At 43.6% G+C, this 9,849-nt stretch carries 9 protein-coding genes; 3 read left to right on the top strand and 6 right to left on the bottom strand.

What is annotated here, in order from left to right; all coding sequences use genetic code 11:
- Positions 1-679: 679 nt before the first annotated feature.
- Together M9194_RS15115 and M9194_RS15110 are read right to left on the bottom strand one after the other, a co-directional pair.
- The gene (locus tag M9194_RS15115) at positions 680-1,501 is read right to left on the bottom strand and encodes a beta-keto acid cleavage family enzyme (protein ID WP_250613518.1); all 822 of its coding nucleotides are present in this window, start codon (positions 1,499-1,501) and stop codon (positions 680-682) included.
- Positions 1,494-2,840: an aspartate aminotransferase family protein gene (locus tag M9194_RS15110; RefSeq protein WP_250613517.1), complete on the bottom strand. Its 1,347-nt coding sequence runs from the start codon at positions 2,838-2,840 to the stop codon at positions 1,494-1,496. Before M9194_RS15110 ends, M9194_RS15115 begins: the two co-directional genes overlap by 8 nt.
- A gap of 132 nt (positions 2,841-2,972) precedes the next feature.
- On the opposite strand from M9194_RS15110, the gene M9194_RS15105 reads away from it, so the two are divergent.
- Positions 2,973-3,860, top strand: a complete 888-nt coding sequence (locus tag M9194_RS15105; RefSeq protein WP_250613516.1) for a LysR family transcriptional regulator — start codon at positions 2,973-2,975, stop codon at positions 3,858-3,860.
- Between the two features lie 190 nt (positions 3,861-4,050).
- Positions 4,051-4,620, top strand: coding sequence for a hypothetical protein (locus M9194_RS15100; protein ID WP_250613515.1), 570 nt, complete (start codon positions 4,051-4,053; stop codon positions 4,618-4,620).
- A 53-nt stretch (positions 4,621-4,673) separates the two neighbouring features.
- On the opposite strand, the gene M9194_RS15095 is transcribed toward M9194_RS15100, so the two are convergent.
- Together M9194_RS15095 and metE are read right to left on the bottom strand one after the other, a co-directional pair.
- Entirely contained in the window at positions 4,674-5,027 is a 354-nt protein-coding gene (locus M9194_RS15095; RefSeq protein ID WP_250613521.1) for a PilZ domain-containing protein, read from the bottom strand.
- Positions 5,028-5,171: 144 nt separating this feature from the next.
- Positions 5,172-7,490, bottom strand: coding sequence for a 5-methyltetrahydropteroyltriglutamate--homocysteine S-methyltransferase (gene metE / locus M9194_RS15090; protein ID WP_250613514.1), 2,319 nt, complete (start codon positions 7,488-7,490; stop codon positions 5,172-5,174).
- A 223-nt stretch (positions 7,491-7,713) separates the two neighbouring features.
- On the opposite strand from metE, the gene M9194_RS15085 reads away from it, so the two are divergent.
- The gene (locus tag M9194_RS15085; RefSeq protein WP_250613513.1) at positions 7,714-8,628 is read left to right on the top strand and encodes a LysR substrate-binding domain-containing protein; all 915 of its coding nucleotides are present in this window, start codon (positions 7,714-7,716) and stop codon (positions 8,626-8,628) included.
- A gap of 3 nt (positions 8,629-8,631) precedes the next feature.
- Here the strand turns inward: M9194_RS15085 and M9194_RS15080 are convergent, their stop codons facing one another.
- Positions 8,632-8,832 carry a DUF4250 domain-containing protein gene (locus M9194_RS15080; RefSeq protein WP_250613512.1) on the bottom strand — a complete coding sequence of 67 codons (201 nt, stop codon included), beginning with the start codon at positions 8,830-8,832 and terminating at the stop codon, positions 8,632-8,634.
- 84 nt (positions 8,833-8,916) lie between these two features.
- Positions 8,917-9,723: a sulfite exporter TauE/SafE family protein gene (locus M9194_RS15075; RefSeq protein WP_250613511.1), complete on the bottom strand. Its 807-nt coding sequence runs from the start codon at positions 9,721-9,723 to the stop codon at positions 8,917-8,919.
- Positions 9,724-9,849: the final 126 nt, after the last annotated feature.

The following is a 9,849-nucleotide window of genomic DNA, read 5'->3' as shown; positions in this document are numbered from 1 at the left end:
ACAAATAGAAAGAAACCCCATAATCAGTGATTATGGGGTTTATTCCTTACTGCAGCAGTCCTGCCACGTTAAGTGTGCTCCCTGCTCTATCCATGATAGTACGCTTATCCTTTCGCTCTATCCTTATCTTCGCTTTCCTAGCGGTGTCCTTGGCATCAATGCCTGCTAGTGTTCCTCACTAACATTCGCCGCGTATCCTTTCGCGATATCCTTACTGTCATCCTGACGGGCAATTCTTCCTTGTCGTAATCCTTGTGCCTATTTCTCACCATCCTAGTGATGGGCTTCCAGCTCCAATCCGATACCATCCGATGTAGATTGCTCGTCCGTTTGAGCCATCTCTCCTTCTTCCCGAAGGCGACATTCCATGGTCTTTTTCATCCAAGTCTGCTTCCTGCTGACCAACACAAGATTACTCATTTCACTCTATGACTCAATGATGGCGAATAAATAATAGTTTCATTTTGACTTCACAAAAGATTAATCAACTTTAAAATCAGATAGTTAAACTATCATTGTTGGTATGTCATCCAATACAAACTGATAAAGTCTCACTACTTTGTAAGAGATATCTTACAAACATAAGGGAGAACCATCCTAGCCACCTAGCTCTTTGATTCTATTCAAGATCACACAACTGGTGGAGGGAAATATTTGCTCGTGATGAATATCCATTCAATTAATCTTTTTCTAAATATGAGCGATAGGATTCAACGCTATGTAGATCAAGGTTTAATGTATTTGCTTGATTAACCATGTTCGAAACTTGTGATGCGTTACTTAGAGCGAGATTTCCCTGCGGGTCCAAGAGGTTATTTTCAAACCCAACCCGGATATCTCCAGAAAGCAACATCGCTGTCGTTAAGCATTGGTATTCTTTTTTGCCAAATGCACACGCCGCCCAAGATTCCTTGTCAATAAGTTCATCTAATAAAAGTGGCAATAGATCCGATGGGTGAGACGACAGCGGCCGCCTGTTCCTGCCCAAAACCAACAACGCATGACGACCAAATCTAGGCAGCAGCTTCTCGCGGCATAAGCGTAGATATTGCTTTACGTCTTCTCTATCGTACAGAATGTATTGCGATAGAATACCTTGCTCAGCAACCCAGTTGAAAAACTCACATGCTGAGGATTCGTCATCATTATTTGGTATTAATTCGCGCAGTGCGAAGGAAACGGCCGGTGGGCAAACAGCTTTTATCAGTCGTTTTTGTTGCTCGGGTTCGTAACGACCAACCGCTTCCGTTGTTAGCTGCATGATCACACTGTCTCCGAGTTCATCTTGCAGCGCGGCTAATAACTTAAGGTTATCTTCCACTTCCAGACTGTGATTGCCTTGATTATCTCGTGCATGGACGTGTACCATCACAGCGCCCGCGTCTCGACACTCAACTACATCTTGGACAATTTCTTCTGTCGTGATCGGCAAATTGGGATGATCGCTTTTTTGCTTTGTTGCTCCATTTATGGCGGCAATAATGGCTGTTTTGCTACTCATGAGTGTTCGTCTCCCATTGTTTAGATACTACATTCAACGTAGCGACGAGCTTCTCTACCAGCTCTTGCAATTCCATGTCTTGAATAATAAAAGGGGGAGCGAGCAAAATATGATGACCCTTTTGCCCGTCTATGGTTCCTGCTATTGGGTAGCACATTAACCCCAATTCCATTGCCGTAGATTTGATGGCTAAATGAGCCTGAGACGAAATGGGTAATGGCGCTTGGCTGATTTTATCGGCGACTAATTCAATGCCTATAAATAGTCCTTTACCTCTGATATCACCAACATATGATAAGTGAGATAATGCACTAACCAGCATTTGTTTTAATTTCTCTCCCTGCTGCTGAACTCTATCGAGCACCCCCTCATTGATAATGGTGTTAACGGTTGCTAACGCCGCAGCGCACGCAACGGGATGAGCCATAAAGGTATGACCGTGCTGAAAGAAGCCACTACCATCGCGAATAGCGTTGTAAATCTTATCGTTTGCTATCACCGCCCCAATTGGCTGATAACCTGCTCCAAGCCCTTTTGCGATAGTGACCAAGTCAGGCACCACGTTTTCTTGCTCAAATGCGAAAAAGGTTCCGCTGCGACCAACACCACACATCACTTCATCGAGGATCAAAAGAATGCCATATTTATCGCAAATCTTTCGAATCAAGCTAAAGTAGTTTTTACTAGCACATACTGCCCCTGCCGTTGCTCCAACGATTGGCTCAGCAATAAATGCCATCACCTTATCACTGCCTATTTCTTGGATTGTCTGCTCAAACTCTTCAGCAAGCCGGACCGAATAAGCCTGTTCGGATTCATCACTTCTGCGGTCACGATAGGGATAACAAGGTGAAATAAAGTGGACATCAGACAGCAAAGGCTCAAACTGCTTTCTGCGCCATTGGTTGCCCCCCGCCCCTAGCGCCCCTAAAGTATTGCCATGGTAACTTTGTCGCCGGGTTATCAGTTTACAGCGTTGTGACTGACCAATTTCGACAAAGTATTGCCTAGCCATCTTTATCGCGGATTCTACGGCTTCAGAGCCGCCGCTGACGAAATACGCATGGTTAAGTGGACCTGGTGCGAGTGAGCATAGGCGTTGAGCAAGCCGCTCGCTTGGTTCAGAGGTAAAAAAACCTGTATGAGCAAATGGAATAGAATCAATTTGATCATACATGGCTTGTTTTACCGCTAAATGGTTATGGCCAAGGTTAGATACCGCAGCGCCCCCGCAGGCATCTAAATATCGCTTTCCCTCATTATCAAATAGGTAAACACCTTCTCCTTTCACTACTTTAGGTATCGAATGTAGACAGTGGCGGTGAAATACATGAGTCATAGCTCGCAACTCCAAATGGTGAACATTGGCTCATTAGTACCATTGAAAACCGCGCAAAATAATGGAAGAATTTTCAACCTATATGAAAAAAAGTAATACGGTTGCTCATCCAGACGCGAACTAGGAGGTTTTATGCCGGTTCACCTTCCATCCACCAAAGCGTTAAGAACGTTCTTTACCGTTGCTACAACACTTAGCTTCTCCAAAGCAGCTGAAAAGCTATGTATCTCTCAAGGCGCCGTCAGTAAACAAATCTCCGCTCTTGAGCAGCAATTAGGGCAAGCACTTTTTTTTCGAAGGGTAAATGGCATCGAACTTACTGAGGCTGGAAAAACATACCTACCTCAGGTTTCCGAGGCAATACATATTATCCAGTCCTCTACAGCCAACTTACTCCAATCTGACCATACGCAAGACACTCTCACTGTCAGCGTCACGCCATCTTTTGCCAGCCTCTGGTTGACCCCACGCATCAAGGCGTTTCTTTCTCAGCATTCTGACCTCAGAGTCAACATTCGAACGGGCGATGAGCCAAAAATTAGTGAGGCACATGACAACGATGTCATTATACGGTGCCTACCTATTTCCCATCACTACGAACAGGCCACTTTACTTTGTCAGGAAAAGTTATTGCTTATTGGCTCTGCTGAACTCATCAAGCGCAAGCCAATCAAAAACAACGATGATCTATTCAGCCATACCTTTATTCCCCACATAACCCGCCCAGAGTTGTGGGAGCAATTTAAACTAGAGAATAAACTTGGTGACGTCACCAAATATCATGCAGTAGGATTTGAGCATTACTACCTATCCTTGGCCGCAGCCATGGATAATCAAGGGCTTGCTCTCGTACCCGATTTTATGGCTCGTGCTGCGCTAAAAGCCAACAAGATCGTCAATCCACTTGGATACGGTATAGAAAGCCATTTTGGTTATTACACGACCATCCCTCATTACAAACGAGGAAATCGAGCCGTGTGCGAATTCGAGCAATGGATTTATCATGAAATTCGCAGTTAACCTTAATTTTCATATGTTATATTTATTTTTCAAACAAAATTAACACCTGATTTTATAGTTTGTCATTATAAGACAAAATATACACCTAACTGGTTTTAATATTTTCAAGCCTCTATTAGAATTAAAATATCCATTATTATTATGAATCATGGCAACTTAATTTAATTGACCAATAGTGAGGAGTTTGATCATGGGTAAAGGTATTCGATTACAAACATCAGAAGAGTTTGGCGTTAGCGCTGGCACAGCAAATAGCGTATATATGGGAGCAGCCAATTCTCTAAATTTAGGAGAAACACTAGAAGCATATGTCGGAACGACGTCATGCGTGTATGGTGGGCACTACTTTCAGCTCGACGCGAATATAAAAACGGAAGTCTCGACATATATATATCAGTGTGCCTATGAAAAAAATTGGTATAGTAATTATATCAATTCCTTTGTAAATACTAGATTGAACGCTCTGCAAGATGAGCTGAATATCGCTGAGCGCCAGTTCAATACACGTAAAGAAAGGATAGAGAACCACTACCGTGACCTATCAAATGCACATTCCTGGTTTTCCAATACATATCTTTTAATGAAAAAGTCAGATATAAGCATAGCAAAAAGTGCCCTAACTGACACTAAAGATAAGATTCGAAAACAAGCAGTGGAGCTTGAACAGCGCTATGGCGAAGTAGCTATAAATCAATGGGGCTCAACCATGAACAAAGGAAAAATTAGTATGAGCAATGTAGAAGTAATTATGTTCAACTAATGACTTAAAGCAATTAAACTGGCAAGGATTGCCAGCCCATTCCATTGGCTTATTTACCCTTCACGATGTCTAAACAGAAACGGATACTTGCGTTTTAATCTCCTTTGCTCTGCAACCATATCTTTAAAGCTTGGTCCTTTCGTTAACTTTACGATCACCTCATCTTTATCAAATCTAAGAATTGCCCCTTCCACTTGGATGAAATCATCCCCTGCTAGAAGCAATGAACCATTCACCGACATACCGCGATACAGTATCGAAGTGTTACTCATAATTACTCGAATGCCTTTCTCGGAGACTTCGGCAACTGAGTAACGTTCTTCTTCGGCTCTAAACACTGGCCGAGCTCTTTTCGGGTATCTTAGGCGAAAGTATTGTCTCTTTTGTTTAAAGGACATTTCTGGCATAACAACCTCTATCATTCCATCGAGCGAAAAGCATAAGTGCGACCCAAATCGTTCCATCATGGCTGGGTATATATCCAGTTTAGATAAAGAAATGACAAATTGAGTAATAAAAAGCGGCCCCGAAGGGCCACTATTTGACATAGATTAAGATACCGCTTTATCTACCTGACGATCTTCTTCGGTTCTCGACCATTGTGAGCGTACCGCTTTAGCCGCAGACACAAGATTGCTCAGTGCCGCTTCAACCTCTGGCCAACTGCGAGTCTTTAGGCCGCAGTCTGGATTTGCCCACAGCCTTTCTTGAGGGATTTTCTCTGCGGCCTTATTGAGTAGGTTTTGAATCCATTCTTGGCTAGGAATATTAGGGGAATGGATATCGTACACGCCTGGACCAATCTCATTTGGATAATTGAACTCTTCAAACGCCTTGAGCAATTCCATGTTTGAGCGGGACGTTTCGATAGTGATGACATCAGCATCAAGCGCCGCGACAGACTCAATGATCTCGTTAAATTCGCTGTAACACATATGAGTGTGAATTTGCGTTTCAGGTTTTGCACTTGCTGCTGAGAGTTTAAATGCCTCTACCGCCCAACTTAAATACTCTGCCTGATCACGTTTCTTAAGCGGTAACCCCTCTCGAATCGCTGGCTCGTCAATCTGGATGATGTTGATACCTGACGCTTGCAAATCCGCGACTTCGTCTTGCAATGCCAATGCAAGTTGCTGGGCGATTTGTTTGCGTGAAATATCCTCTCGTGGGAATGTCCAGCATAGAATGGTCACAGGCCCGGTCAACATGCCTTTCATTTTTTTCGAAGTAAGCGACTGAGCATAGGATGACCACTCGACGGTCATTGGTGAAGGTCGCTCAATATCAGCCACAACAATCGCGGGCTTGACGCAGCGTGAGCCATAACTTTGTACCCAACCAAATTTGGTGGTCTGGAATCCTGCTAAGTTCTCAGCAAAGTATTCGACCATATCGTTGCGCTCTGCTTCTCCATGCACCAGCACATCCAGATCTAATGCTTCTTGTCTATGTACTGCGTCGGCAATATGTTCTTTTAATACCACCTTGTACTCGTCTTCGCTGAGCTTACCTTTTAGGAAGTCACTACGCTGGGCGCGAATTTCCGCGGTTTGTGGAAAAGAGCCAATGGTTGTCGTAGGCAACAACGGTAAATTAAGTTTTTCACGCTGAATTTGTGCTCTTTTACTATAAGGCAAGCTCCTATCCGCTGATTCTGGCGTAATGCTCGCCACCCTTTGTTGAACCCGGGGTTTATTCACCTGCTCTGAAGTACGCCTAGCGACAACGGGTCGACTGTAGTCGATACAAGCCAATACAGCGGCTTGATCGCCATCTAATGCTTTGGCCAACAAGGCAACTTCCGCCACTTTTTGCTTGGCAAAGGCAAACCAACTCTTGGTTTCATCGGACAAATTCGGCTCTAAGTCTAAATCAACAGGACTGTGCAATAAGGAGCAAGAGCTTGCAATCCATAGTCTATCTCCCAACGCTTCCTTAGCTGGGGTTAATCGAGATAACCATTGCTCCAAATCGGCCTTCCATACGTTGCGGCCATTAATCACGCCGGCCGATAGCACCCAATGTTTTGGCAGCTTCGCAATCACATTATCTAACTGCTCTGGAGCAACGGATAAATCTACATGTAGACCATCGATGTTTAAACGAGTGATGGTATCTAGGTTATCTTTTATTGAGTCGAAATATGTAGTGAGTAAAAGTTTTACGCTTCCACCCAGTTGTTGATAGGCCGATGTCAATGCCTGCAACCATTTGGACTCAAGCTCCAACGCCAAAACAGGCTCATCAATTTGCAGCCACTCTATACCTAAGCTCTCTAAGCGGTCAATTATGGTTTGATAGCAGTCAATCAATTCAGGCAACAAGGATAGTCGGTCAAAGTTATCTTCCACTTCTTTGCCTAAATACAAGTAGCTCACAGGCCCTAACAGAACGGGTTTAACTTGATGACCCGCTTTTTGCGCTTGCTCGATTTCAGAAAACAGCTGAGTCCAGCTGATCTCAAACGTCTGAGCTTGATGAAACTCTGGAACAATATAATGGTAGTTAGTGTTGAACCACTTAGTCATATCCGATGCCGCACCAGTGCATTCACAACTCGATTGCGAGCGCCCGCGGGCGACTCGGAATAGCGTATCCAAATCAACCGATTCCGTCTCATGACGCTTTGGTACATGGCCCAACAACAAAGACGTTGATAATACATGGTCGTACCATGCAAAATCTCCAACAGCGACACTTGTTAAACCTGCTTTGGATTGCGTTTGCCAGTTTTGAGCCCGAAGTGACGCTCCCAGCGCTTCCAACTCTTGTTTATCAATCTCGCCTCGCCAATATTTTTCTAACGCAAACTTAAGCTCTCTTTTTTCACCGATACGCGGGTAACCTAATATATGTGTTGTTGTCGCCATTTTTCTATCCATTGTCGTTATTGAGTAGGTTAAACATCCGCTGTCATTTGGATGTCTAGATAGCTAAAATATCGCGCCAATTACCTCTGTGGGCAATGTTCAATTTCTCAACTCGATCATTAGGAAAATTCATATTCATTTAGACGTCTAGACGTTTACATTTGCCAGATTTAGGTTTAGTTTAATATTATTCAATGAATTGAAGTATCAATGAGGATTATTCATGATTGAGTTAAAACACTTGCGTACACTCAGTTGTTTACGAGATACCGGCTCTTTAACTGCCACGGCGACAACGCTCCACCTCACTCAATCAGCTCTTTCTCATCAAATAAAAGATATTGAAGCGCGTATCGGGGGACAGCTTTTTCTCAGAAAAACACGCCCGGTAAAGTTCACATCGGAAGGCAACATATTATTGCGTTTAGCCGATGACGTATTACCCAAGTTTGCCAGCGCTGAAAATGAACTGGCGGGGCTCAAAGAAGATGTGCATGGGCGCCTGCACATGGCTATCGAGTGCCATTCTTGCTTTCAATGGCTAATGCCCGCGATTAAGGAATATCAAATACACTGGCCAAGTGTTTCGTTGGATTTTTCATCAGGGTTCGGTTTCGAGCCTATTCCTGCCTTGTTGGCGGGTGAGTTGGACCTAGTGGTCACCTCTGATATACAACCTCGCTCCGAAATACACTACGAACCCTTGTTTGATTTCGAAATGCGTCTAGTTACACCTGTTAATCATCCTCTAGGGCAAAAAGCACATATTCAACCGGAAGACTTGGCTGACCAAACCATATTAACCTACCCGGTACAAAAACAGCGGCTTGATATAGTTAAACATTTTCTGCAACCCGCAGACATTGAGCCTGCAAAATGGAAGCAAGCAGACAATACCTTGATGCTCGTACAAATGGTCTCAGCGGGCTTAGGCGTGGCCGCCCTACCCAACTGGGCGGTGAGTGAATTTTCTAGGCAGGGGCTAGTACAAAGCAAGTCACTAGGCGATAACGGATTATGGCGACGCTTGTTTAGCGCAACGAGACACTCTGAAAAAGACAAGCACTACCTTCAAGCCTTCTTTACCACCGCAAGACAACAATGCAAAAACCACCTTGAGGGCATCAAGATGGTTTAAAGCTTATCTGTCATAAGATTTAAATTGGTTGGTCATTCTATCGTATTGGTAGCCTAAAACATCTAACTTACCTACCACGTTACTTGCATCCATTTCGTACGTGCTGACCAATTCTTCAAAACTGTCACATTCTAATCGTAGCTTCTCGTTAACTATCCCGAGCAAAATAGCGCTATCAAGAGTACGAACATTACTTAAATCCATAAGTGAGCTCCTTCGTATTCCAGCTCATTACTAGTAAGTATATACCCGAGCAGCGGTAATTTATGCCCCGTTCTTGGCATTTACTTAACTAGAAAGGAATAACTTAATCGCGACGACAAAAATCATAATGGCAACCGCCATCTTTAACTTAGATACCGGAACCTTATGGCTTAGTCTTACTCCTAATGGCGCACTCATTACTGCACCAACCGCCATCAGTAATGTGGCTGGCCAATCAAGGTAACCAACTAGGTAAACTCTGTGTGTTGAAACGCCTTGATACACCCCTAGTGCGATATACACAGCCGTGGTAAAACATAGGAAAATAAGCGAAGAAGCCATCGCAGTCCCTAGCGCTTTCTTCATGCCGAGATAATGGTTATAAAAAGGCAATAGCACCAAATTTGCAATGCCTACCATCCCAGTGAACATCCCTAGCCCAAAAGCCAACCCTTGAATGTATTTCGGAAAGCTGACTTGTTGATCTAGACTCTCCGATTTTCTAGATTCCAACAGCATTTTCACCGCAATTAGCATAATCAGAATAGACAATACTTTTCGACTTAAGTCTGAAGGCAAATTTGCGTTCAAATACACTCCTGCGACAATCCCCACAATCGCTACCGGAGCCAATTGAAATACTAATGGCCATTGAATCTTCCGGTAACGCATGTGAGTAATCACAGTTGAAATCGACGTCACTGCCAAAGTCGCTGAGACCGTCGCGATTGAAACGCTACTAACCAAATAGACCGGAATACCCATCTTAGGTATCAGATAAAACATAATAGGTAATGCGATCAACCCTGTGCCAATCCCCATCAAACCAAACTGGAATCCACCAACAATTCCAATTGCAAAGAAGCAAAGAAGAAGCAGATATAAGTTCATAGTACCTCTAACTACGAGCTTTATGTTTTAAAGCTCGCAAATAAGTGTATAAAAAATTCGCCGTAGTTGCGAAACAAGGCTCGCAGTGTATATTATGAGAAATTCCAGATCAAACTCGTAATAAGT

Origin of the sequence: Vibrio sinus (assembly GCF_023634645.1) — a bacterium.
Classification (GTDB): domain Bacteria; phylum Pseudomonadota; class Gammaproteobacteria; order Enterobacterales; family Vibrionaceae; genus Vibrio; species Vibrio sinus.
Note: the sequence above shows the minus strand (reverse complement) of the source record. Positions and strands in the feature narration are given on the sequence as shown.